This window comes from Xylanimonas oleitrophica (genome assembly GCF_003244315.1).
GTDB lineage: Bacteria > Actinomycetota > Actinomycetes > Actinomycetales > Cellulomonadaceae > Xylanimonas_A > Xylanimonas_A oleitrophica.
In genome coordinates this window covers 1-23,890 of the sequence record NZ_QKWH01000019.1, presented here as the reverse complement: position 1 = coordinate 23,890, position 23,890 = coordinate 1, and the positions used below count along the sequence as shown (strand labels likewise).

Annotated in this window: 24 protein-coding genes; 3 read left to right on the top strand and 21 right to left on the bottom strand. The window is 74.9% G+C overall.

The annotated features are described in order from the left end of the window. Positions 1-54: 54 nt before the first annotated feature. Positions 55-711, top strand: a complete 657-nt coding sequence (phoU, locus tag DNL40_RS15680) for a phosphate signaling complex protein PhoU (RefSeq protein ID WP_111252201.1) — start codon at positions 55-57, stop codon at positions 709-711. A gap of 88 nt (positions 712-799) precedes the next feature. On the opposite strand, the gene DNL40_RS15675 is transcribed toward phoU, so the two are convergent. The 19 genes from DNL40_RS15675 to dacB all read right to left on the bottom strand — a co-directional run bounded on the left by DNL40_RS15675 (position 800) and on the right by dacB (position 21,461). After that, positions 800-1,540, bottom strand: coding sequence for a phosphoglyceromutase (locus DNL40_RS15675; protein WP_111252200.1), 741 nt, complete (start codon positions 1,538-1,540; stop codon positions 800-802). Positions 1,541-1,596: 56 nt separating this feature from the next. After that, complete coding sequence (locus tag DNL40_RS15670) at positions 1,597-2,037, bottom strand: nitroreductase family deazaflavin-dependent oxidoreductase (RefSeq protein WP_111252199.1); 441 nt, start codon at positions 2,035-2,037, stop codon at positions 1,597-1,599. Positions 2,038-2,126: 89 nt separating this feature from the next. After that, positions 2,127-3,452: a D-inositol-3-phosphate glycosyltransferase gene (gene mshA, locus DNL40_RS15665; RefSeq protein ID WP_179951108.1), complete on the bottom strand. Its 1,326-nt coding sequence runs from the start codon at positions 3,450-3,452 to the stop codon at positions 2,127-2,129. Continuing rightward, positions 3,452-4,624, bottom strand: a complete 1,173-nt coding sequence (locus DNL40_RS15660; RefSeq protein WP_111252198.1) for a lactonase family protein — start codon at positions 4,622-4,624, stop codon at positions 3,452-3,454. The genes mshA and DNL40_RS15660 overlap by 1 nt, the downstream gene beginning before the upstream one ends. 208 nt (positions 4,625-4,832) lie before the next feature. Then, positions 4,833-5,168, bottom strand: a complete 336-nt coding sequence (locus DNL40_RS15655) for a histone-like nucleoid-structuring protein Lsr2 (protein WP_111252197.1) — start codon at positions 5,166-5,168, stop codon at positions 4,833-4,835. Between the two features lie 93 nt (positions 5,169-5,261). After that, complete coding sequence (locus DNL40_RS15650; protein WP_111252196.1) at positions 5,262-5,465, bottom strand: hypothetical protein; 204 nt, start codon at positions 5,463-5,465, stop codon at positions 5,262-5,264. A gap of 14 nt (positions 5,466-5,479) precedes the next feature. Next, the gene (gene lysS, locus DNL40_RS15645) at positions 5,480-7,012 is read right to left on the bottom strand and encodes a lysine--tRNA ligase (protein WP_179951107.1); all 1,533 of its coding nucleotides are present in this window, start codon (positions 7,010-7,012) and stop codon (positions 5,480-5,482) included. A 45-nt stretch (positions 7,013-7,057) separates the two neighbouring features. Beyond that, complete coding sequence (locus tag DNL40_RS15640; RefSeq protein ID WP_111252195.1) at positions 7,058-7,984, bottom strand: Rossmann-like and DUF2520 domain-containing protein; 927 nt, start codon at positions 7,982-7,984, stop codon at positions 7,058-7,060. After that, a complete protein-coding gene (locus tag DNL40_RS15635) occupies positions 7,981-9,732 on the bottom strand; it encodes a PH domain-containing protein (RefSeq protein ID WP_111252194.1) in 1,752 nt (583 codons plus the stop codon). Before DNL40_RS15635 ends, DNL40_RS15640 begins: the two co-directional genes overlap by 4 nt. After that, positions 9,729-10,220: a PH domain-containing protein gene (locus DNL40_RS15630; RefSeq protein WP_111252193.1), complete on the bottom strand. Its 492-nt coding sequence runs from the start codon at positions 10,218-10,220 to the stop codon at positions 9,729-9,731. Before DNL40_RS15630 ends, DNL40_RS15635 begins: the two co-directional genes overlap by 4 nt. Before the next feature lie 54 nt (positions 10,221-10,274). Next, positions 10,275-10,784 (bottom strand): DUF3180 domain-containing protein, encoded by a 510-nt coding sequence (locus DNL40_RS15625; RefSeq protein WP_111252192.1) that lies wholly within the window; start codon positions 10,782-10,784, stop codon positions 10,275-10,277. Position 10,785: 1 nt separating this feature from the next. Beyond that, positions 10,786-13,134 (bottom strand): 2-amino-4-hydroxy-6-hydroxymethyldihydropteridine diphosphokinase, encoded by a 2,349-nt coding sequence (gene folK, locus DNL40_RS15620; protein ID WP_245885994.1) that lies wholly within the window; start codon positions 13,132-13,134, stop codon positions 10,786-10,788. Beyond that, positions 13,131-14,024 carry a dihydropteroate synthase gene (gene folP, locus DNL40_RS15615; RefSeq protein ID WP_111252222.1) on the bottom strand — a complete coding sequence of 298 codons (894 nt, stop codon included), beginning with the start codon at positions 14,022-14,024 and terminating at the stop codon, positions 13,131-13,133. Before folP ends, folK begins: the two co-directional genes overlap by 4 nt. Positions 14,025-14,121: 97 nt before the next feature. Then, positions 14,122-14,733 carry a GTP cyclohydrolase I FolE gene (gene folE, locus DNL40_RS15610; protein ID WP_425450794.1) on the bottom strand — a complete coding sequence of 204 codons (612 nt, stop codon included), beginning with the start codon at positions 14,731-14,733 and terminating at the stop codon, positions 14,122-14,124. Positions 14,734-14,756: 23 nt separating this feature from the next. Next, positions 14,757-16,787, bottom strand: a complete 2,031-nt coding sequence (ftsH, locus tag DNL40_RS15605; RefSeq protein WP_111252191.1) for an ATP-dependent zinc metalloprotease FtsH — start codon at positions 16,785-16,787, stop codon at positions 14,757-14,759. 144 nt (positions 16,788-16,931) lie between these two features. Beyond that, positions 16,932-17,483: a hypoxanthine phosphoribosyltransferase gene (gene hpt / locus DNL40_RS15600; protein ID WP_111252190.1), complete on the bottom strand. Its 552-nt coding sequence runs from the start codon at positions 17,481-17,483 to the stop codon at positions 16,932-16,934. Between the two features lie 3 nt (positions 17,484-17,486). Then, a complete protein-coding gene (gene tilS, locus DNL40_RS15595; RefSeq protein ID WP_111252189.1) occupies positions 17,487-18,749 on the bottom strand; it encodes a tRNA lysidine(34) synthetase TilS in 1,263 nt (420 codons plus the stop codon). 39 nt (positions 18,750-18,788) lie between these two features. Continuing rightward, complete coding sequence (locus DNL40_RS15590; RefSeq protein WP_111252188.1) at positions 18,789-19,925, bottom strand: zinc-dependent metalloprotease; 1,137 nt, start codon at positions 19,923-19,925, stop codon at positions 18,789-18,791. Between the two features lie 123 nt (positions 19,926-20,048). Next, positions 20,049-21,461, bottom strand: coding sequence for a D-alanyl-D-alanine carboxypeptidase/D-alanyl-D-alanine endopeptidase (dacB, locus tag DNL40_RS15585; RefSeq protein ID WP_111252187.1), 1,413 nt, complete (start codon positions 21,459-21,461; stop codon positions 20,049-20,051). A gap of 154 nt (positions 21,462-21,615) precedes the next feature. Here dacB and DNL40_RS15580 point away from each other — a divergent pair, with 154 nt between their 5' ends. Continuing rightward, the gene (locus DNL40_RS15580) at positions 21,616-22,113 is read left to right on the top strand and encodes an inorganic diphosphatase (protein ID WP_111252186.1); all 498 of its coding nucleotides are present in this window, start codon (positions 21,616-21,618) and stop codon (positions 22,111-22,113) included. Here DNL40_RS15580 and DNL40_RS16930 read toward each other — a convergent pair. Then, positions 22,101-22,223, bottom strand: a complete 123-nt coding sequence (locus tag DNL40_RS16930; RefSeq protein WP_281268471.1) for a hypothetical protein — start codon at positions 22,221-22,223, stop codon at positions 22,101-22,103. The two genes, DNL40_RS15580 and DNL40_RS16930, sit on opposite strands and share 13 nt — an antisense overlap. A gap of 47 nt (positions 22,224-22,270) precedes the next feature. On the opposite strand from DNL40_RS16930, the gene DNL40_RS15575 reads away from it, so the two are divergent. Next, a complete protein-coding gene (locus tag DNL40_RS15575) occupies positions 22,271-23,332 on the top strand; it encodes a zinc-binding dehydrogenase (protein ID WP_111252185.1) in 1,062 nt (353 codons plus the stop codon). Positions 23,333-23,454: 122 nt separating this feature from the next. Here DNL40_RS15575 and DNL40_RS15570 read toward each other — a convergent pair. Beyond that, on the bottom strand, positions 23,455-23,890 hold a 436-nt coding region (locus tag DNL40_RS15570; RefSeq protein WP_146252120.1), incomplete at its 5' end, for a C40 family peptidase.

Genomic DNA, 23,890 nt, shown 5'->3' with positions numbered 1-23,890 from the left:
GCCTCGTGCGCCCCACGCGCACGCCCACCCGGGCGCACCTGTGAGAGGAACCAGATGCGAGAGATCTTCGAGGCCGAGCTGCGACAGGTGGGTGACGACCTGATCGCGATGAGCCGGCAGGTCGAGTCCGCGGTGACGCGCGCCGGCAAGGCGCTGCTGGAGGCCGACCTCCAGCTCGCGCAGGAGGTCATCGCCTCCGACCACCAGATCGACGCGAGCCACCGCGACCTCGACGAGCGGTGCGTGCACCTGCTCGCCCAGCAGGCACCCGTGGCCACCGACCTGCGCATCGTGGTCAGCGCCCTGCGCATGAGCGCGACGCTCGAGCGCATGGGCGACCTGGCCCGCCACGTCGCCGAGGTGGCGCGCGGCCGGTACCCCGCGCACGCGATCGCCGGGGCCGCCGAGCCTACGTTCGCGGCGATGGCCCAGGCCGCGAACGAGGTCGCCCGCCAGGTCACCACGCTGCTGGCCTCGCGCGACCTGGAGCTGGCCGAGGCGGTGGAGAAGGGCGACGACCGCCTGGACGACCTGCACCAGGAGACGTTCGCGGCCATCCTCGGCCCCGAGTGGTCCGGCACCACCCAGGAGGCCGTCGACATCACGCTCGTGGGCCGCTACTACGAGCGCTTCGGCGACCACGCGGTGTCCATCGCGCGCCGCATCGTGTTCCTGGTGACCGGCGACCAGTTCGAGAAGGAGCAGCGCTGACGGCCACGTCCCGCTGAGCCGGCGGCCCACCGCCGGCATGACGACGGCGCCGCACCCCGCGCGGGGTGCGGCGCCGTCGTCGTCGTGACTACTTGCCCTGGTTGGCGACGGCCGCGATGGCCGCCTCGGCCGCAGCCGGGTCCAGGTAGGTGCCACCCGGGTTCGTGGGCTTCAGCGTCTCCTCGTCCAGCTCGTAGACCAGCGGGATGCCCGTGGGCACGTTGAGCCCGGCGATCGTCGCGTCGTCCACGCCGTCGAGGTGCTTGATGACCGCGCGCAACGAGTTGCCGTGCGCCGCCACGAGCACCGTCTTGCCCGCCTTCAGGTCCGGCACGATCTCGGCGTCCCAGTACGGCAGGGCCCGGTCCAGCACCTGCTTGAGCGCCTCGGCACGCGGGATCGGCTCGCCGGCGTAGCGCACGTCCGAGTCCTGCGACCACTCCGAGCCCAGCTCGATCTCGGGCGGCGGCACGTCGTACGAGCGGCGCCAGAGCATGAACTGCTCCTCGCCGTACTCGTCGCGGATCTGCTTCTTGTCCTTGCCCTGCAGGGCGCCGTAGTGGCGCTCGTTCAGGCGCCAGCTGCGCTTGACGGGGATCCAGTGGCGGTCGGCCTTGTCGAGCGCGAAGTTCGCCGTCATGATCGCGCGGCGCAGCAGCGACGTGTGCACGACGTCGGGGGCGATGCCCTCCTGCTTGAGCAGCTCACCGCCCCGCTGGGCCTCGCCGATGCCCTTCTCCGACAGGGCCACGTCGACCCAGCCGGTGAACAGGTTCTTCGCGTTCCACTCGCTCTCGCCGTGGCGGAGCAGCACGAGGGTGTAGGTCATGGCTCCCATCCTGCCCTGTTCGCGCGCGGAACTCACCGCGGCGGCCGACTGGTGACTCAGGACCCGGTGCGCTCGAGCACGAAGACCGGGATCACACGGTCCGTCTTCCTCTGGTAGTCGGCGTACGGGGGCCACGCCTCCACGGCCCGCTCCCACCACTCGTCGCGCTCGGCGCCCTGCACCTCGCGGGCGACGTACTCGTGCTTCTCCGGGCCGTCCTGCAGCTCCACGCGCGGGTTCGCCACGATGTTGTGGTACCAGACGGGGTGCTTGGGCGCGCCACCCATCGAGGCCACCACGGCGTAGGCGCCGTCGTGCTCCACGCGCATGAGCGGCGTCTTGCGAACCTTGCCGGTCTTGGCGCCGAGGGTGGTCAGGACGATGATCGGGCGGCCCTCGAGGAGGTTGCCCTCCGCGCCGTTCGTGGACTCGAACAGCTCGACCTGCTCACGGGCCCGGTCCGACGGGCTGGGTGCGTACTCTCCGGTGATCGGCATGCTCCCATGGTGCACCGCTCGGCGGCCGATCTCACCCGCAGCGCCACCCGCCCGTCGCAGGCCCCCGCAGCACCGGCGCCCGCGAGGGCTCAGAGACCCGGCTCGGGCTGGGCGGGTCGCGGTCGCGTCGCCCGGGTCTTGCGCGCCAGCTCGTACACGTCCAGCACCGCCGCGGCCGCCGCGTCCCAGCCGAACCGCTGCGCCGAGCGCGCGGCTCCCGCCCCCAGGGCGGCACGGCGCTCGTCGTCGGCCAGCAGCGCCCCCAGCTCTCGCGCCCACGTCTCCGGCTCGTGGTCGGGCACCAGCACCCCGGAGACACCGTCGACGACGACGGTGCGCAGGCCGCCCACGGCCGCAGCCACCACCGGGGTGCCGCACGCCTGCGCCTCCGCCGCGACCAGCCCGAACGACTCGTTGTGGGAGGGCACCGCCACCACGTCGGCCGCGCGGTACCAGTCGGCCAGCTCGTGCCGCGGCACCGGCGGGTGCACCAGCACCCGGTCGCGCACGCCGCACTGGTGGGCCAGCGCCTCCAGCTCCCGGACGGCCGTCGGGCGGCCCGACGCGCCCCCGAGCACCACCAGCACCGGACCGGGCGCCGCCGGACCGGGCGCCGCGCCCGACCCCGAGGAGCCGAGCAGCGGCAGCGCACGCACCAGCACGTCAGGGCCCTTGAGGAGCTGCACCCGGCCCGCGAACAGGATCACGGGCCGGCCGACCGGCAGCCCCAGGCGCGCGCGCAGCACCGCCCGGTCGAGGGTGCCGGGAGCCGGGGCGGTGAACGTCTCGAGGTCCACCCCCGGGGCCACCACGTGCACGTGGTCGGGGTCGGCGCCGTACTCGCGGACCAGGTCGTCGGCCTCCTCGCGGGTCGATGCCACCAGGGCGTCGGCGGCCTCGACCACCTGCTCCTCCCCGATGACCCGGCCCAGCGGCTCGGGGGCGTCCCCCGGCGCCAGGGCGGCGTTCTTCACCTTGGCCATCGTGTGCATGGTGTGCACGAGCGGCACGTCCCAACGGTCCGCGGCGAGCCAGCCCGCCTGGCCCGAGAGCCAGTAGTGGGTGTGCACGACGTCGTACCAGCCCTCGGGGCGGTGCGCCTCGGCCCGCAGCACCCCGGCGGTGAAGGCGCACAGCTGCCCGGGCAGGTCGTTCTTGTCGAGGCCCTCGAACGGGCCGGCCGCCACGTGGATCACCCGGACACCGGGCGAGGCGTCGACCACCTTGGGCTGCGCCGAGCTGGTCGCGCGGGTGTAGATCTCCACCTCGGCACCCCGTGCCGCCAGGGCACGGGCGAGCTCGACCACGTACACGTTCATGCCGCCCGCGTCCCCGGTGCCCGGCTGGTCCAACGGGCTGGTGTGCACCGAGAGCATGGCCACCCGCGGCCCCCGCGAGGGCGGGACCTGGCCCATCAGGCCTCCAGCACGCAGGCGGGCGGGGTCGCCAGGGCGAGGCCGGCCACGACGTCGCCACGCCCGGTGGCGGGATCGAGGAGCACCGAGGCGAGGTCGCCGGTGCCCTGCCGGGCCACCACCGCCAGGAGCGGGCCCTCCTCCTGGTCGGGGGACGCCGGGCCGAGCACGGCGTGGTGCCGCGGGAACGCTCCCTGGCCCAGCGGGACGTCGGCCAGGTGCTCCAGGGTGGGGGCGGGGCCGTCCCCGCCGTGCACCCGGTGCACCGCCAGCACGTCGGACCCGCGCACCCCCACCGTCACGAGGTCGCCCGCGGGGTGGCGGGTGAGCTGCACGTGCGAGGGCTGCACGGGCGACCCCTCGGCAGGCTCCGTGACGCACACGGGCACCGACGCGGTGACCGCCCACCCCGCCGCCGCGTCCGCACCGGCGCCGGCGTCGCCGGTCCCCTCGGGCGCCAGCACGTGCAGCCGTCCATCCAGCTCACCCGCGACGACGAGGGCGCCGCCCGGCAGCACGGCCAGGTGGCGCGGGCCCGATCCCGGAGGCAGCTGCGCGGCGGCCTCCGCGGGCGTGGCACCGGCGCCGTCGGGCCACGGCCGCGCCGGGTAGCGGCGGACGACGTCGAGGCCCAGGTCGCACACCAGGACGTCGGCGCCGGCGCCCGTCCGGCCCGACGGCGGCACGAACGCCGCGAAGTGCGCGTGCGGCCCGTCCTGGCGCTCCGGGTCCGGCCCGCTGCCCTCGGCCCGGAAGGTGCCGCTGGCCTGCCCGAAGCCGCCCGTCTCGGCGTCCAGCGCCAGCCACGTGACGTTGCCGTCCCCATAGTTGGCCAGCCACAGCACGTCGTCAGCCACGGCCACGTGGCACGGCGAGGACCCACCCGACGGCACCGTGCGGACCCGCCGCAGGCCGGTCGTGCCCTCTGCGCCTTCCACCTCCAGCGCCGTCACCGAGCCCGGGTCGGCCTCCGTCACGGCGTACAGGGCGCGCCCGCTCGGGTGCAGCGCGAGGAACGTGGGAGCCTCCAGCTCGACCACCAGCCGCGGCTCGCCGAAGCGGCCGTCGGCGCCGACGTCGACCCGCCAGACCCCCTCCCCCTGACCAGGGGCTTGCGGGTCCGCGGGGAAGGTACCGATCCACAGCGGGCGGGAGGCAGGTGCGGACGTCATGGAACGAGCCTAGGCGCCGCTGCGCGTCCCGCACCCGCCGCGGCCCCGGACGCCACCGCACGCACCGGGTGCCGGCGGGCCCCGCGGACGAGCACCGCGGCCGGTGCAGCGAGGCCGGTGCAGCACGGCCGGTGCGGTGGGGACGACGACGGCCCGCGACCCCGCCCCGCAGGGGGAAGGGCCACGGGCCGTGCGGGCACCGCTGGCGTCAGTGGGCCGCCTCGAAGGCGTTCATCACCTCGGCCGAGATCCGGCCACGGTCGGAGACCTGGTAGCCGTTCTCCTTGGCCCACTCGCGGATCTTGCCGAGCTGGGCACGGTCGGCGCCACCACGGCGGCTCGTGCCGCGCTGAGCGGACCCGGCACGACCGGTCGTCTTGCGCGCGTGGCCGACCCACGTCGCCAGCGCGTCACGGAGCTCGGCAGCGTGGGCCGAGGTGAGGTCGATCTCGTACGAGACGCCGTCGAGAGCGAACGAGACGGTCTCGTCCGCCTCGCTGCCGTCGATGTCGTCGAACAGCACGACCTGAGTCTTCTGGACCACGAAGGGACCGCCTTCCGGTAAGGAAACGTTTCACGCACCAATGAGCATGACCGAATCACTTTCCGGTGTCAACGGAACACGCAACATAATGTGCTATTGGGCGACGGTCCCCGAGTTTCCGCGCTGCGATTCCTGAATCCGCTGGCGGTGCTCCTGCGCCTCCTGCGCATCGAGACGCGCGAACGCCTCTCGCTCGTTCCTGTCCGCACGCACGATCTTACGCATCGCGAACCAGAAGATCAGGCCGACGCCCACCGAGGGCGTGAGCGCCGCCAGGGCGGCAAGAAAGGTGTCCATACGAATTCGATTCCTCAGGCCTGCGGCTTCACCAGCGGGAACAGAATGGTCTCGCGAACCCCGAGACCGGTCAGCGCCATCAGCAGGCGGTCGATGCCCATACCCATTCCGCCGGCCGGCGGCATCGCGTATTCCATCGCCGTCAGGAAGTCCTCGTCCAGGCGCATCGCCTCGTCGTCGCCCGCGGCGGCCAGCAGCGCCTGCGCCTCGAAACGCTGCCGCTGGATCACCGGGTCCACCAGCTCGGAGTACGCCGTGCCCAGCTCGAACCCGCGCACGTACAGGTCCCACTTCTCGACCTGGCCCGCGATGCTGCGGTGGTCACGGGTCAGCGGCGAGGTCTCGACCGGGAAGTCACGCACGAACGTCGGTGCGTACAGGTGGTCGCCCACCTGGTGCTCCCACAGCTCCTCGACCAGCTTGCCGTGGCTGACCGCCTTCCTCTCCAGCTCCAGGCCCAGCCGGTCGCCGATCGCCAGCAGGTGCTCCACCGACGTCTGGGGCGTGATCTCCTCGCCCAGCGACTCCGACAGCGAGCCGTACATCGTCAGCTGCGCCCACTCGCCGCCCAGGTCGTACTCCTCGCCGTCCGGGAGCGTCACGAGCGTGGTGCCCAGCGCATCCTGCGCCGCCGTCTGCACCAGGTCCTGCGTGAGCGCCGCCATCGTGTCGTAGTCGCCGTACGCCTCGTAAGCCTCCACCATGGCGAACTCGGGCGAGTGCGTGGAGTCCGCGCCCTCGTTGCGGAAGTTGCGGTTGATCTCGAAGACGCGCTCGACACCACCGACGACAGCGCGCTTGAGGAACAGCTCGGGCGCGATACGCAGGAACAGCTCGATGTCATAGGCGTTCATGTGCGTCTGGAAAGGACGTGCCGCCGCACCCGAGGCCACCGTCTGCAGCATCGGCGTCTCGACCTCGAGATAACCACGGCGGTGGAAGTTCTCGCGCAGGGAACGCACCACGTTCGCGCGCAGCCGCACCATGTCCCGCGCCTCCGGACGCGCGATCAGGTCGACATAGCGCTGCCGCACCCGCGACTCCTCCGACAGCCCCTTGTGCAGCACGGGGAGGGGCCGCAGCGACTTCGCCGCGATCTGCCACGAGTCGGCGAAGACGCTCAGCTCACCACGGCGCGAAGAACCGATCCGGCCGTGCACGAACAGGTGGTCCCCGAGATCGACGTCCGACTTGAATTCGGCGAGGGACTCCTCACCCACCTCCGCCAGGCTCAGCATGGCCTGCAGCCGGTTCCCCTCGCCGTCCTGCAGCGTGACGAAGCACAGCTTCCCCGTGTTCCGCAGGAAGACCACACGGCCTGCGACACCGGCGACGTCGTCCGTCTCCTGGCCCGCCTCGAGGTGGCCGTACGCCCCACGCACCTGGGCGATCGTGTGCGTGACCGGCACCCCCACCGGGTACGCCTCGACACCCTTGGCCAGCAGCCGCTCGCGCTTCTCGCGGCGGATGCGCAGCTGCTCGGGCAGGTCGTCCGCCTCCGGGGCGTCGACGTCGGGCGACTGAGGGGCGTTCGCGGGAGAGGTCACCTCGCGATTCTACCGGCGGCCGGCAGCGGCTCTCCGGGACGCTCGTCACTCCCCCAGGGCGTCCAGGAGCCGTTGCGCGGCCGCCGCGTCGATCCGGTGGCTCGCCAGCGACCGGCGCACTCCCCCGCGCGCCAGCTGCGCGTACGACGCCGGCACGTCCGTGGCGCCCGTGCGCGCCGCGAGGTCGCCCAGCGCCGCCACGTGCGCCTCCACGGTGGCCGTGTCCCCTGCCGCGAGCGCCCCGCCGAGGGCAGCGACCGCCCCCGGCCCGACGCCGTCCTCCCGCGTGTCCGCGGCGCGCGTGGCGCCGTCGAGCACCGCCGACAGCAACGGGCGCAGGACCCGGCCCGGCTCGGTCACGCCGGCCTCCTCCAGCGCCTGCGCCGCCTGGGCCACCAGGACGACGAGGTGCTCGGCCCCGTGCGCCAGGGCCGCGTGGTAGAGCGGGCGCACCGCCTCCTCGATCACGACCGGCTCACCGCCCACCTCCACCACCAGCGCCTGGCCGATCGGCTGCACGGCCGCGGGGGCCGTGACCGCGAACGTGGTGCCCTCCAGCCGGGCGAGGTCGAGCGACGTGCCGGTGAACGTCATCGCCGGGTGCACGGCCAGCGGGATCGCACCCGCGCGGAACGCCGGCTCGAGCACCGCGGTGCCGTGCCGCCCCGAGGTGTGCACCACGAGCTGGCCCGGCTGCCAGCCACCGACGCCCGCGATCCCCGCGACCAGCTCCGGCAGGGCTTCGTCGGGCACCGTGAGCAGCACCAGCTCGGCGCGCTCCACGACCTCGTCCACCGTCAGCACCGGCACCCCCGGCAGCAGGGACGCGATCCGCTCCTGCGACGCCTCGCTGATGCCGCTCGCCCCCACGACGGCGTGACCCGTCGCGCGCAGCGCGCTACCCAGCACGGCGCCCACACGCCCCGCGCCCACCACACCGACTCCGAGCCGGCCCGGCCTGCGGCCGCTCACGGCTGCTCCTCCGCCGCCCGTGCCGCGCCCGCGGGGTGCTCGGCCGTCTCAGCCGTCTCAGCCGCCTCAGCCGTCTCGGGCGCGACGGCGTCCGCGGCAGACGCCCCCTGAGACACCCGCAGCATCCACCGCTCCGGGCCGGCCAGGGCCCGAGCGGCGCGCGCCCGGGCCGCCTGCTCCTCCAGCAACCGGCCGGCATCGGCCGCGTCGATGTGCGGCACGCCGGGCGAGACCGGCCCCGGCGTCGAGTGCACCGTGAACGTGGCCAGGCCCAGCCGGCGCTGCCACGGGCCCTGCTGCACGGCCAAGGACTGCGTGCGCTCGTGCGGCACCACCTCCAGGCGGCGCACGACGCGCCCGTGCCGCAGCAGGAGCGCACGGTCCGTGACCGCGTACCCGTGCCGCCGCCACGCCACGGGGTCCAGCAGGCGGGCCCGCCGCGGCGCCGTCGTGAACGCCCCGTCCGGCGCCGACCCCGTCAGCCCCTCGTCCAGGAGCCGCACCGGGTCCTCGGTACCCAGGTCGGGCAGCACCAGCCACAGCGCCGTCAGCGCCTCCTGCCGCGTGCCCACGGGCAGCAGCACGTTCTGCGAGTCGTTGCCGTCGTCGCTCTGGTACCCGGCCACGTTCACCTTGACGCGCCACCAGTCCGGCCCGCGCCAGAACGGGCCCTGCGTGAGCGACACCGCCTGCACGCGGCCCGGCGGGATCGTCTGGGCACGCGTCTCCAGCAGCCCGTGACGCAGCCGGATGCCGTCCGGGGACAGCGCCGCGCGGAACCCGAACTCCCCCGCGAACCGCTGGAAGAGGTACCCGCCGCCGCCCAGCACCGCAGGCGCGGCGGAGACCAGCACGCCCACGCTGCGGGTCACCAGCGCCGCGACCACCACGCCCAGGATCATCAGCGCAGTGATCCACAGGCCCGGCGAGCGCGCCAAGGAGTGCAGCAGCCTGCCCGGCGGGACGGCGTACACCTCCTCCTCCGGGGCCTCCTCCGCCTCCGGTGCGACCTGAGGAGCCCCCGAGAGCGAAGGCACCGTCGGCGTCCCGGCGTCAGCCGGACCGCCCGGCGCAGCGTCCACCACGGCGTCCGCCGTGCCTGCTGCCGTGCCTGCTGCCGCGCCGTCCGCGGTGCCGGCCGCGGTGCCGGCCGCGGTGCCGGCCGCAGCGGCCGACGGCGCGGTGCCCGCGCCCGGGCCCGCGCTCCCCGGACCGGGAGCCTCGGCACGGCCCGGCTCCCGACGCGCCCGCACCCCCGCGGCGCGCGCGAGCAGCTCGGCACGCAGGCGCCGCGCGTCCGGCTCCCGCAGGAACCCGATCGCCACCGCCGACCCGCTCCCGCCCGCCACCTCGAGCGTCAGCTCCGCCAGGCCGAACAGGCGGGCCAGCAACGGCTGGCGGATGTCCACCGCCTGGAGCCGGTCCAGGCGCGCGTGCCGCTGCTGGCGGAACAGCACCCCCTTGCGCAGGTGGACGTCGTCGTCCCCCACCGCGTACGCCGTCATGCGCCACGCCAGCGCCGCGTAACCGAAAGCCACCAGCGCCAGCCCCGCCACGCCGAGCAGCAGCATCCACCACAGGCCCGCCACCCGGCCCGCCACCTCGGCCGCCTCACCGGCCTGCTCGAGGCTCTGCTGACCGATGAAGGCCAGGGCCACCGCCACCACGGTCCACCCGCGCACGAGCGGCGTCACGGGGTGCAGACGGCGCCACTCCAGCTCCTCAGGAGCCGCACCCGGCACGCTCACAGCCCCGCCAGCCTCGCCTCGCCGCGTGCCGAGAGCCGGTCACGAAGACGCTCGGCCTCCTCCGGCGGCAGCCCCGGGATCGTCGCGTCCGTCGCCGCGGCCGCCGTGTGCAGCTGCACCTGCGCGATCCCCAGCCGCCGGTCCAGCGGCCCTGCCTGGACGTCGACGTACTGCATGCGCCCGTACGGCACGACCACCAGGGAGCGGAACAAGATCCCGCGCCGCACCAGCAGGTCGTCGTCACGCTCCGCGTAGCCCAGCGCCCGCACCTGACGAGGCACCAGCAGCACCGCGCCCAGGTAGGACGCCGCAGGCACCCCGGCCAGGATCCACCACCAGGGCGAGAACACCACCGCGAGGACCGCCCCCACCGCGAAGGGCACCGCGGCGACGAGGCCGCCCGAGAGCAGGCGGGCGGTCACCAGCCGGGGTGACACGCTGCGGAACTCCACGCCGTCAGGCTCGAACGGGGCGGCGGCACCAGTCATGACGCCATCCTCGCACCTGCACGGGCCCTCGCCCGCGCGCCGTGGCCTGCCCGTTCAGGACGCCAGCGGCTCCGGGTCACGGCTGCCGTTCCCGCCGCCGTTGCCGCCGCCACCCTGCGCGTCGTCGTCCGGCGGCGGGATCTCGCAGAACTTCTCCACCACGAGACCCACCACGGACAGCACCACCGCGCACAGCGCCGCCACACCCGCCGCGACCGCGCGCTCCCGCTGCGACGCCACCTCGAGGTCACCGACCACGTCGAGCACCGACGCCAGGTAGCGGCCGAGCAGGATCGCACCCGTGAGCGCCGCCGCCTTGGCCAGCACGAAGGTCCGGGCGGCCCGCAGCGGGTCGAGGTCCGGCCGGTCCCCCCGCTGGTAGGCGCGCACGGCCCACCCCATCCAGAAGATCACCGCGGCCAGCCCCAGCAGCGCGACGTGCTCGACCCACGGGACCGGAGGCAGGTGCACGCCCTGGGCCCGCAGCGCACGCATCACCACCGTGCCGACCACCGTCACGCCGAGGGCGACCGGCACCAGGGTGCGCACAGAGGTCCGGCGCACGTCAGCGCCCGTCGCGCGGGTCGTACGACGTCCAGCGGTCCGCGTCGTCCTCCGGCCGTCCGCCGTCGGCGCGGGCGTGGCCCGTCGTCCGCGGCGTCGCCGTCGTCGGCGGCGTGCCAGCCGGCGGCGGCGTGCCCGGCATGCCCTCCGACGGCGTCGGCGGGGCCCAGGCGGGCAGCGCGCCCTCGTCCCGGGGCTGTGCCGGCGGTACCGACGGCGCGGGCGGCGTGAACGGGCGCGGAGCCACCGGCTCCGGGACCGTCTCCTGCGGGCGGGACGACGGCGGGGCCTCGGGCGCGAACGGACGCGGCGCGAGCGGCTCCGGCGCCGGCGCCGGGGGCACCGCCTCCTGCGGGCGGGACGACGGCGGGGCCTCAGGCGTGAACGGGCGCGGCGCCACCGGCTCCGGCACGGACGACGCCTGCTGCTGGAACGGGTCCTGCGGGCGCTGCGGCTCAGCCGGTGCCCATACCGGCTCGTAGGGCTGCTGACCGGAGAGCTCCTGCTCGTACGCCGGGCTGCCGTGCTGTCCCTCGTCCGCGCGGCTGCCGGGCGCCTCGTGTCCGTATGCCTGCTCGCGGTAGGCGTCTTGGCCGTGCTGATCCTGTGGGTGAGGATCCTGGCCGTACCGGTCCTCCTGGCCATGACGGTCCTGGCGCCGCACCGGCCGCACGTCGCGGTCGTGCGCCTCCTGGTCGTACGGCTGGTCGTACGGCTGGTCGTACGGCTGGTCACGGTGCTGGTCGTACGGCTGCTGACGGTAGGCGTCCTCAGGACGGGTCACCGGCGCGTACGGCTGCTCCCCGGACCACGAGGCACCGGCAGCAGCACCGTACGACGACCGCGTGCGCTCGTCCGCTCCGCCGTCGTCCGGCGCAGGCGGGACGGGCGCGTGGGGCACGGGCTCGTGGGGCACAGGCTCGTGGGGCGCAGGCGCGGCGGGGTGCGGCGCAGGTTCGTGCGGCACGGGCGCGTGCCCCGCGGGACCCGAGGCCGGGCGCCCCTCCGCGGACGCGAAGGCCGCGGACACGGGCGGTTCGGCCGACGCCGGCACCGCCCCGGACGCCGCGCCCTCCTCGGGACGACCAGCAGCGGGGGTTCCGGCGGGCGCCGACGGGTTCTGCAGGGCCAGCGCACCGGAGCGCGTCTCAGGCTCGGTCAGCCAGTCGAGCGCCATCCAACGGATGCCGGCGCGGTCGGGCGCCGTCTCCGCGAGCTGCGCCACCGGGCCCCCGCCCAGGCCGGGGAGCACCGCGTCAGGCTGGATCTCCGACCACGGCACCAGCACGAACGCACGCTCGTGGGCGCGCGGGTGAGGCAGCACCAGGTCGTCGGCCTGCACCACGAGGGAGCCGTAGCGCACGATGTCGACGTCGAGCGTCCGGGGTCCCCAGTGCTCGTCACGCACCCGCCCGTGAGCGGCCTCGACCGAGTGCGCGGCACGCAGCAGCCCGCGGGGCGACAGCGTCGTCCGGGCGACGAGCACCGCGTTGAGGTAGTCGGGCTGGTCCGCGGGGCCACCCACCGCGGTGGTGCGGGCCAGCGGCGAGACCTCCATGACCTGGATGCCCGGCAACCGGTCCAGGTCCGTGACGGCCTGGCGGAGCGTCCCGTGGGCGTCACCGAGGTTGGCGCCGATGGCGAGCACCACCTCGACGGGCTCGGGCGGGTCGACGTCGAGCCGGTTCGCGGCCGAGGGGGCCGGGGCGGGCTCCGCCGCCGGCACGGGCGCCTGCGCCGCGCGGCGCGGCGGCTCCGCCGCCGGGACCGGGAGAGGCACGGCGACCGGCAGCACGGCGGGCTCCGCGAGGGCCGCGGCGGCCGGCTCCGCGGCGGGAACCGTCTGGGAGGTGCTCCGCTCGGCCGGCTCGTCCGCCACCGGTGCTGCCTGCGCCAGTTCCGCCCGGGGCTCGGCATCGGCAGCGCCCACGCCCACGACCGGCACCTTGGTGCGGTCCCGGCGGATCGCGACCTCGACGTCGTCGAACGGCACCGGGATGGGCGCCTGCGGCTTGTGGACGCGCACGTCGACGGCGACGACCCCCGGGTGGGCGAGCACCACTGCGGCGACGCGCTCGGCGACCGTCTCGACGAGTTCGGCGGGCGACCCGGCGAGCACGTCGTGCACACCCTGCGCCACGTCGGCGTAGCTCACGGTGTCGTCGAGCCGGTCACCGGCCGCCGCGGGCCGCGTGTCGAGGTGGAGCACCACGTCGGCCCGGAACTCCTGGCCTTGCTCGCGCTCGTGCCGGAACACCCCGTGGTGCCCCGTGGCACTGACGCCCGCGAGCCGGATCTGGTCGTAGGGGCGCCCGTCCGGGCCGTTCACCGCGCTGGCGAAGATCGTCATCGGCTGGGCTCTCCCTGCTGGTCCGTCTGCTGCTGCGTCTGCTCGTCGGTGCTGTCGGTCGCGTCCCGTGCCGCCGTCCATGCTGCCGCCACGCGCACCGCGTCATGGCTCGCACGCGCCGCATGGACGCGCACCGCCCACGCGCCCGCCGCAGCGGCGAGCGCAGAGATCGCGGCGGTCGCGTCGTCCCGGGCCAGCGGCGCCGCGGGCGCCACCTCCGCCGTCGTCCCCGGCCGCAGCCCACCGCGCGAGGTGGCGAGCAGCCGGCCGAGGAACCTCTTGCGCGAGGCCCCCACGAGCACCGGCCGCCCGAGGGCGTGGAGCGCGTCGAGGTGCGCCAGCAGAGGCCAGTTCAGGTCTCCCGACTTCGAGAACCCCAGGCCCGGGTCGAGCACCACCTGCTCGCGCCGGACGCCGTCGGCCTCCAGGGCAGCGAGGCGGGCGTCGAGCTCGTCACGCACGTCGGCCACGACGTCGTCGTACACCTCGAGCGAGTCCATGACGTCGGCGTGCCCCCGCCAGTGCATGCACACGTACGCGGCGCCGGTCTCCGCCACGGCACGGCCCATGTCCGGGTCCGCGAGACCGCCCGAGACGTCGTTGACCATGCGAGCGCCGGCGGCGACCGCACGCTCGGCCACACGAGCGCGCGTCGTGTCCACGGAGACGACGGCGCCGGCCGCGACCAGCCGCTCGACCACCGGGACCACGCGGGCCAGCTCCTGCTCCTCCGGCACGCGGCCGGCCCCGGGCCGGGTCGACTCACCGCCCACGTCGAGGATGTCGGCGCCCTCGCCCAGGAGCTCCAGGCCGTGCTGCACCGCGGCACCGGGCTCGAACCACTGGCCGCCGTCCGAGAACGAGTCGGGGGTGACGTTGACGACGCCCATGACCAGGCACCGGCCCACGCCGGACAGCTCAGGAAGCCCCGCGACGGGTGCGTCGCGGGCCGGCGTCGGCGCCGGGAGGGGGGCGATCACGCCCGGCCTACTTCCCGAGGACGAGGCTCATCGCCTCGGCACGCGTCGCCGGGTCCCGCATCTGCCCGCGCACCGCGCTCGTGACCGTGCGCGAGCCGGGCTTGCGCACCCCGCGCATCGACATGCACAGGTGCTCGCACTCGACCACGACCAGCACGCCGCGGGGCTCGAGGATGCGGACCAGGGCGTCGGCCACCTGCGAGGTCAGGCGCTCCTGCACCTGCGGGCGGCGCGCGTAGACCTCGACGAGCCGGGCGAGCTTGGACAGTCCCGTGATGCGGCCGTCGACGTTGGGGATGTACCCCACGTGCGCGACGCCGTGGAACGGCACCAGGTGGTGCTCGCAGGTGGAGTACACCTCGATGTCCTTGACCAGCACCATCTCCTCGTGGCCCAGGTCGAAGGTCGTGGTGAGCACGTCCTCCGGCTCCTGCCGCAGGCCCGCGAAGATCTCCTGGTAGGCCCGGGCCACGCGGGCCGGGGTGTCCCGCAGCCCCTCGCGCTCCGGGTCCTCCCCGACGGCGAGCAGCAGCTCGCGCACCGCCGCCTCCGCGCGCGCGGCGTCGTACGGCGGCACCTCGGCCGCCGGCCGCGCGCCCACCGAGACCGCCGGGCTCAGCGGTTCGGCCGGGCGAGGGTCGGTCACTCGGGCACCTCGCCGATGCGCTCGGGCGGCAGCTCCGGGTTGGCCGCGGCCGCCTCGTCCTGCGGCACCACGTGCCCGTTGCCGTTGAGCGACGCCGCCTGCTCGCCCGGTGCCATGACGGGCCCCCGGGTGTGCACGGTGCGCTGCTCGCTCGACAGCCACACGTCGCGCGGCTCGCGCTTGACGACGGGCGCGAACACCTCGGCCAGCTCGGCCTGGTTGAGGGTCTCCTTCTCCAGCAGGCGCAGCACGAGGTCGTCGAGCACGTCGCGGTACTGGGTCAGCACCTCCCAGGCCTCGTCGTGCGCGGCCTCCACCAGCTTGCGGACCTCGTGGTCCACGGTGCCGGCCACGGCCTCGGAGTAGTCGCGCTGATGACCGTAGTCGCGGCCCAGGAACGGCTCGCCGGCGCCCGTGCCGAGCTTGATCGCGCCGACCTTCTCGCTCATGCCGTACTCGGTGACCATCTTGCGGGCGATGCTGGTCGCCTTCTCGATGTCGTTGCTCGCCCCCGTGGTGGGGTCGTGGAACACGATCTCCTCGGCCACTCGACCGCCCATCGCGTACGCGAGCTGGTCGAGCAGCTCGTTGCGGGTGGTCGAGTACTTGTCCTCCGTGGGCATCACCATCGTGTAGCCCAGGGCCCGCCCGCGCGGCAGGATCGTCACCTTGGTGACGGGGTCGGTGTACCGCATGGCCGCGGCGACCAGGGCGTGACCGCCCTCGTGGTACGCCGTGATCTTCTGCTCCTTGACGTTCATGACGCGGGTGCGCTTCTGCGGCCCGGCCACGACGCGGTCGATGGCCTCGTCGAGGGCTCGGTCGTCGATGAGCTGGGCACCGCTGCGCGCGGTGAGCAGCGCGGCCTCGTTGAGCACGTTCGCCAGGTCGGCGCCCGTGAACCCGGGGGTCCGGCGGGCGACGGCGGCCAGGTCCACGCTCGGCACCATGGGCTTGCCCTTGGCGTGCACCTGGAGGATCGCCTCGCGGCCCTTGAGGTCAGGGGCCTCGACGGCCACCTGGCGGTCGAACCGGCCCGGGCGCAGCAGGGCCGGGTCGAGGACGTCGGGCCGGTTGGTGGCGGCGATGAGGATGACGTTCGTCTTGACGTCGAACCCGTCCATCTCCACGAGGAGCTGGTTGAGCGTCTGCTCGCGCTCGTCGTGCCCGCCGCCCATGCCGGCGCCTCGCTGGCGGCCGACGGCGTCGATCTCGTCGACGAAGATGATCGCCGGAGAGTTCTGCTTGGCCTGCTCGAACAGGTCGCGCACGCGGCTGGCACCCACGCCGACGAACATCTCGACGAAGTCGGAGCCGGAGATCGAGTAGAACGGCACGCCCGCCTCGCCCGCGACGGCGCGCGCGAGCAGGGTCTTGCCGGTGCCGGGCGGGCCGTACAGCAGCACGCCCTTGGGGATCTTGGCGCCCACGGCCTGGAACTTGGCGGGCTCGGCCAGGAACTCCTTGATCTCGTGGAGCTCCTCGACGGCCTCCTCGGAGCCGGCGACGTCCGCGAACGTCACCTGCGGCATGTCCTTCGAGATGAGCTTGGCCTTCGACTTGCCGAAGCCCATCACGCGCGAGCCGCCGCCCTGCATCCGGGACATGAAGAACCAGATGAACAGGCCGATGATCAGGAACGGGATGAGCAGCGACAGCATCGACGTCCAGACGCTCGGCTGCGGCACCTCGGAGTCGTACCCGTCCGGCGGGTCGGCGGCGGCGACGGCCTGCGCCACGGTCTCGCCCTGCGGCTCGACGTAGTAGAACTCGACGCTGCGGCCGAGGTCCCGCTCGTCGTCACCGCTGCCGGTGACGAAGTTCTCGCTCAGCTCGAGCTCGACGCGCTGCTCGCCGTCGACCACCGTGGCGTGCTGGACGGTGCCGCCCTGCAGCAGCTCCAGACCCTGGTGCGTCTCGATCCGTTGCGTGCTCGGGCTCGCGATGGCACCCCACGCGAGGGCCACGATGACCAGGCCGACCACGATCCAGACGATCGGGCCACTGAGGATCTTCTTGATGTTCATCGGCGCCGGGGCTCGCCCCCGCATCCCTTCGTTCGCGCAGGCTTTCGGACGAAACTACACGCTGGGGCTGGGAGCTCCCTCGGTGTTCGCCCAGGGCGGGACGGACGACGGCGCGCGGTGCGCGCGCCGTCGGCGCCCCGGGTCTCAGCTGTAGACGTGGGGCGCGAGCGTCGCCACGAAGGGCAGGTTGCGGTACTTCTCGGCGTAGTCGAGGCCGTACCCGACCACGAACTCGTTGGGGATGTCGAAACCGACGTACTTGACGTCCACCTCGACCTTGGCCGCGTCGGGCTTGCGCAGCGCGGCGGCGATCTCCACCGACTCGGGGCCGCGCGAGCGCAGGTTGGCCACGAGCCACGAGAGCGTCAGGCCGGAGTCGATGATGTCCTCGACGATCAGCACGTTGCGGCCCGTGAGGTCGGCGTCCAGGTCCTTGAGGATGCGCACGACGCCGGACGACTTGGTGCCCGAGCCGTAGCTCGACACCGCCATCCAGTCCATGTGCGCGGGGTGGTGCAGCCGCCGCGACAGGTCGGCCATCACCATCACGGCGCCCTTGAGCACACCGACGAGCAGCAGGTCCTTGCCCGCGTAGTCGGCGTCGATCTGGGCGGCCATCTCGTCGAGCTTGCTGCCGATCTGCTCCTCGGTGAGCAGGATCTCGGCGATGTCGCCGGCCACGTCCGACTGGTCCACGGGTTACTCCTCAGGAACGACAGGGGTGGGCACGGCGGCGGGCCCTGGATGCAGGAAAAGCCTGCCACACGCGTGGCGTGCCCGGGCATCCGACGGCAGGCTGAGCTCTCCCTGGCCGTGCCAGCCGACGACGAGGGCGTCCAGGGCCTCCACGTGGCGGGCGGTCGTCGCGGCCGGCGGGCACCCGACGGCGAGCGCCGCGGCGCGCAGGGCCCGTCGGCGCAGGGCCTCGGGAGCCGCGGCGAGGACACCGGCGTCGAGCACCAGCCCGCCGGCGCCGCCCACGCCGTCCGGTCCGTCTGCCCCCTCCGCTCCGTCTGCGCCGTCCGGCTCGCAGCTCGTGCCGCCGCTCTCGCCAGCGCTGCCAGAACCAGCACGAGGTTCGTCCCGCGCCGGCCCTGGCTCAGGCGCCGGCACGGTGGCGCGGGCCAGCACGTCCGCCGCGAGCACGTCCAGGACGTCGGCGTCAGCCCGCAGCAGCCCCGCCGTGCGGGCCAGCGCCTCGACCGCACCGAGACCCAGCACGTCCTCCAGGACGGGCAGCAGCTCGTGCCGCACACGGGTGCGCAGCGGCACCACGCCGGGCTCGGCCTCCGTCGCCGGGCGCGCACCCGGCTCCCCGGCGTACCAGGCGGGCGCGCTGCCCTTCCCGGGCGGGAAGTTCGTGGGGTCGTCCCACGGACGCAGCCCCAGCGCGGAGCAGGCGGCCCGGGTCTGGGCCCGCCGCAGCCCCAGCAGCGGACGGCGGTACCGGCCCCGCACGGCCGGCATGCCCGCCAGCGACCGGGCACCGCTGCCGCGCGCCAGGCCCAGCAGCACCGACTCCGCCTGGTCGTCGAGGGTGTGCCCCAGCAGCACGGCCACCGCACCGAGGTCGGCGGCGACGGCGTCGAGCACCGCGTACCGCGCCTCCCGGGCGGCGCCCTCGGGGCCCGCGCCGTCGTCGTGCACCACGGCCCGGCGCACGACGACGGGGTCCAGGCCCAGAGCGGCGCACTGCCGCGCGGCCTGCGCCGCGACGTCGGCCGACCCGGGCTGCAGGCCGTGGTCGACGACGACGGCCCCCACCCGCACCGCGAAGCCGCGCGAGCGCACGGACCGCCCCACCCGGCGCGCCTCGTGCGCGAGCGCGGCGGCGAGCGCGAGCGAGTCCGGGCCGCCCGAGCACGCGACGAGCACGAGGTCGCCCGGCGCGGGCCGCAGGGCTGCGAGGTCGCCGCGCACGGCCGTGCGCAGCGCCGCGACCGCCGGGTCGACCCGAGCCACTAGCGCTCCCCCGCCCGGGGCGGCACCGGCCGCGGGCGATCAGCCATGGACCCGGCGCACCCAGGCGCGGGCGTCACCGATCTCGGCAGCCGTGGGCAGCGCCTGCGGCCCGGACCAGACGGCGTTGAGCCCGTCCCGGCCGACCTGCTCCTCGACGGCCCGCACGAACGCGGCGCCGTCGCGGTACTGAGCGAGCTTGGCGTCCATGCCGAGCAGGCGCCGCAGCACGACGTCCAGGCCAGGGCTGCCCTCGCCGTCGCGGCGGCGCTCGAACCGGGAGCGGATCTGGCGCACCGTGCGCACCACGCGGGGCCCGACGGCGTCCATCATCACGTCGGCGTGCCCCTCCAGCAGGGCCATGACGGCCGTGATCTCGGCGAGCTCGGCCTTCTGGTCGGGCGTCATGACGCGGTCGAAGGGCGCGACACCGTCCCCCTTGACCACACCCGCCACCACGTCGTAGACCGTGCGGCCGGCGGCCGCGAGCTTGGTGCCGAGCGGCGCGCGGGAGAAGTCGACGGTGCTGCGGGTGACGTCGTGCAGCAGGGCGCCGACCCGGCCGCGCAGGTGCTCCGCGAGCCAGGGGGCGGCGGCGAACTGCAGGGCGTGCGTCTGCTCGTGCAGGCACACCCAGAGGCGGAAGTCCCGGGGGACGACGTCGAGGGCCCGCTCGACCTGGAGCACGTTGGGGGCCACGAGCAGCAGCCGCCCCGGCCCGGCGCCCTCGGTGGCGAGCGCCGAGTACGGGTCGAACTGGCCGAGCACGCGGGTGGAGAGCAGACCCAGCAGGGCGCCCACCTCGGCCGCGCCGCCCAGCCGGGAGGCCGCCGACGTCGGTGCGGCCTCGTCGCCGAGCGCCTGCGCCACGGGGGCGGTCATGGCCTCCATGACCTGGGTGTTGGCCAGCGCCCACGTGGCCCGGTCCACCACGGCCACCGGCCCGAGCACCGCCGCGCCGTCCTGCGGCCCCCCGACGACGGTGCGCACGCCGCCCACCGGCTCCATGCGGGTGGTGGCCAGCACGTGGGGGACGGCCTCGGAGGCGGCCTCGCGCAGACCGCCGACGAGGTCGTCGAGGACGCCGCGGGAGGCACGCGGTCCGGCCGGCGTGAGGCGGGCTGCCAGCTCGGCCGCGGCCGGCCAGTCGACGACGGGCTTGGCTGTGGGACGGCTCACCGCCCCACCGTATCCGTCACGAGGCCGGCTGTGGCCGGGAGCGCCAGGAGAGCTGGTCCGCGGGCGCTCCGCAGGGTCCGGCGCCGACGTGCCCGGCCGGTACGGCCAGAACGGCCAGAACCGTCAGGTGGCGGAGAGCTGGGAGAGCTGGCCGGCGAGCCCGTCGAAGATGACGCGTGCCCCGTAGGCGCCGCCCTCGGGGATCTGGTCGGCGAGGAACGCGAACACGAGCAGACGGTCGTCGGCGGTGACCACCGAGCCGGCGAGGCCGGAGATCTCGGGCAGCGACCCCGTCTTGGCGCGCACGAGCCCGCGCCCGGGGTTCTCCCCGCCGTACCGGTTGGCGAGGGTGCCGCTCAGCCCGGCCACCGGCATCCCGACGGCGACCTCGCGCAGCGCGGGGCGGGCCGGGTCCACGGTCAGGCGCACCACCTCCACCAGCTGGCGCACCGTCATCAGGGAGCCGCGCCCCAGGCCGGAGCAGTCGACGAGCACCGCCCCCCGCATGTCCACGCCGAGGCGGGACACGGAGTCGACCACGGCCTTGGTGGACCCCTCCACGGAGCCGGGCAGGCCGGCGTCGAGCGCGACCAGGCGGCCGAGCACCTCGGTGATGGTGTTGTCGGAGTGCTGCATCGCGTACTCGACCACCTGGTCGAGCGGTGCGGAGCGCACGGTGCCGAGGGTGCGCACGTCCTGCGGCACGGTGGTGCGGCGCACGTCGCCCACGACCTGCAGGCCGTGCTCGGCGAGCGCGTCGGCGAACACGCCGGCCGCGGCCATCGCGGGATCGCTGGAGCGGGGCGCGTACTCGGCGTCGGTGAGGCGCGCGATGTTCACGGCCAGGGACGCGACGGGCGCCACGTACCCCAGCTCGGCCTCGCGCGGGGGCACGGTGGGCGCGATCGTGGGGCCGCTGAACAGGGAGTCGTCGAGCGCGAGCTGCACCTGGGTGCGGCCGGTGACGGTGACGCGGGCGGCCACCTGGGCGGCGAGGTCGCCCAGACCGGCGCGCCCGAGGACGGCGTCCGGGTCGCCCGCGCCGGCGGCGAGCATCATGTCGCCGCCGCCGACCAGCACGAGCCGGTCGTCACCGTCGAGCACCACGCGGGTGTCGAGCGTCGTGTCGCCACCGAGCTCGGTGATCGCGGCCACCGCGGTGAGCAGCTTCTGGGTGGAGGCGGGCACCAGGCCGACGTCGGCGTTCGCGGCGCCGAGCTCGTCGCCGCTCGTCGCGTCGACGACGAGGGCGGCGACGCGGGGCCCCAGGCGCTCGTCGGACGCCACGGCGGTCACCAGGCGGCCCACCTCGGCGGCCGGTGGTGCGGGGGCGTCGGCGGGCAGGTCCGCCAGGACGGCGCTCGGGCTCGGGCCGGGGCGGGCTCCCGGGGCCGAGGGGAACGGCGCCGGCTGCTCCGGCGGAGGCGACACCGTCAGCATCCCGGGCACGACGTCGTACGCGTCGGCCACCAGGTAGCCGCCCAGCAGAGCCAGGACGCCCACCACGGTGGCGCCGGTGCGCACCCGCCACCCCATGCCGTGCCTCCCGTGCTGTGCTCTGCCGTGCCGTGCGCCACAACAGGCGCCCCGTCGTGTTCGTGCGCATCATGGCACGCGTGCACACGTCCTGGGGGCGACACGGGCGCGTGGCACACTTGTCCCCGCGCACGCACCCGTCACAGGAGGAACAGTGGAGTTCGACGTCACGATCGAGATCCCGAAGGGTCAGCGGAACAAGTACGAGGTGGACCACGAGACCGGTCGCATCCGTCTTGACCGCATGCTCTTCACGTCGACCCGCTACCCGGACGACTACGGGTTCATCGAAGGGACGCTCGGCGAGGACGGCGACCCGCTCGACGCCCTGGTGCTGCTGGAGGAGCCCACGTTCCCCGGCTGCCTGATCCGCTGCCGCGCGCTCGGCATGTTCCGCATGCGCGACGAGGCCGGCGGCGACGACAAGGTGCTGTGCGTCCCCACGGGCGATCAGCGCGCCGCGTGGCGCCAGGACATCGACGACGTGTCCGACTTCCACCGCCTGGAGATCCAGCACTTCTTCGAGGTCTACAAGGACCTCGAGCCCGGCAAGTCGGTCGAGGGCGCCCACTGGGTCGGCCGCTCGGAGGCCGAGGCGGAGATCGAGCGCTCCATCGAGCGCGCGCGCAACGCCGGCTACTACAAGCACTGACGCCCGACGGCGGCCCAGGCCGCCCCGAGCAGCGCCCGACGGCGCCGCACCCCACCAGGTGCGGCGCCGTCGTCGTCCACGGGCACGGGCACGGGCACGGGCACGGGCACGGGCACACGGTCCGCGGCGACGGCGCACCTCCCGTACCGTGAGGACCATGCTTGCAGCCGTGATCCATGGTGCCCGTGACGTCCGTGCCGAGGAGCGCCCGGACCCGACGATCCTCACCCCGGGCGACGCCGTCGTGCGGGTGGTGGCCGCGTGCGTGTGCGGCTCCGACCTCTGGTCCTACCGCGGGGTGGCCCCCACCCACGAGCCGCACCCGATCGGCCACGAGCTGGTGGGCGTGGTCGAGGAGCTGGGCGACGAGGTGACGTCGGCGAAGGTCGGCGACTTCGTGATCGTGCCGTTCTCGCTGAGCTGCGGCCAGTGCCAGGCCTGCCGGGCCGGGTTCCCCTCGGCCTGCGACGTCGTGACGTTCTTCGGCAGCCCCGACCGGCAGGGGCTGCCGGTGGACGGAGCCCAGGGCGAGAGGGTGCGCATCCCGCTGGCGCAGCACTCGCTGTTCCCGGTGGGGCTCACCGAGGAGGAGGTCGAGGCCCGCGGGCTGGTGCCGCACCTGCTCACGCTGGCCGACGTCATGTCCACCGGCTACCACGCCGCCGTCTCGGCGCACGTGGGCCCGGGCGACGTCGTGGCCGTCGTGGGCGACGGCGCGGTGGGCCTGTCCGGCGTCCTCGCCGCGAAGATCCTCGGTGCCCGCCGCATCGTCGCGATGAGCCGGCACGAGGACCGGGCTGCGCTCGCCCGCCGGCTCGGCGCCACCGACGTGGTGGCCGAGCGCGGTGCGGAGGCTCCGGCCGCCGTGCGAGCCCTGCTCGACGGCGACCTCGCGGACGCCGCGCTCGAGTGCGTGGGCACCAAGGAGTCGATGGACCAGGCGCTGAGCGTGGTGCGCGGCGGCGGCCGTGTCGGCTTCGTGGGCGTGCCCAACGGCGGGCCCGAGCTGCCGGTGGGGCGCCTGTTCACCCGGAACCTGACGGTGGGCGGCGGCATGGCCTCGGCCCGCCGGTACATGGAGGAGCTGCTGCCGCGCGTGCTCGACGGGTCGATCCAGCCGGGGGCGGTGTTCGACCTGGAGCTGCCGCTGGCCGAGGTGGCCGAGGCGTACGCCGCGATGGACGAGCGCCGGGCCACGAAGGTCCTGCTGCGTCCCTGACCTGCGCACCCGCACAGCACGGTGGCCCGGTCCCGCAGCCGCGGGACCGGGCCACCGGTGCGTCCAGGCCGGTCAGGCCGTGGCGAGGCGCTCGGGGCCGCGACAGGGCCCGTCAGGACTCGTCAGGGCCGGCCGGCGTAGGGCATGGTCTCGCCCCAGCGGATCGCCGTCTCGCGGACGGCCACCCCGGGCCGTGGCGCCTCGATCATCATGCCGCCGCCCGAGTAGATGGCCACGTGCCGGATCTGGGTGTGGTCCCCGGCGCGGTTGGTGTAGAAGATCAGGTCGCCCGGCCGCATCTGGTCGTACGGGATCTTGGCGACCGTGAGGTACTGCGAGCGGGACGTGCGGGATATGTCGAGACCGGCGCTCTGCCAGGCGCGCAGGGTGAGCCCGGAGCAGTCGTACGCGGGCCCGGTGCCGCCGAGCTGGTAGGGCGAGCCGATCTGGGTGCGGGCCCAGGCGACGGCCTGCTGCCCCTGGGCGGCGCTCCCCCGGCCGACGCCGGAGGTCGGCGGGGCGGGCGGCGCCCAGGGGCAGCAGGCCGTCGCCTGGGCC